The following is a 248-nucleotide window of genomic DNA, read 5'->3' as shown; positions in this document are numbered from 1 at the left end:
CCCGATCTCGACGACGCCTTCTTCCTGGTGGATCCACTCGACGGCACCAAGGAATTCGTCAATCGCAGGACCGACTTCACCGTCAACATCGCGCTCGTTCGCCACGGCGTGCCGGAGATCGGTGTCGTCTTCGCGCCATGCACCGGACGCTTCTTTTCCGGCCGACCGGGCAGCGCGGAAGCAATCGATGTCAATGGTGACTACCAGATCATCGGCCGTCGGCCGATCTCGGTGAGGGCGGGTGTGGC

Annotated in this window: 1 protein-coding gene; it reads left to right on the top strand. The window is 63.3% G+C overall.

Annotated features, from left to right (window positions below):
- On the top strand, positions 1-248 hold a 248-nt coding region (locus AC0L3B_RS40040), incomplete at both ends, for an inositol monophosphatase family protein (RefSeq protein WP_473383503.1).

This window comes from Bradyrhizobium sp. Kon56 (assembly GCF_055807635.1).
Note: the sequence above shows the minus strand (reverse complement) of the source record. Positions and strands in the feature narration are given on the sequence as shown.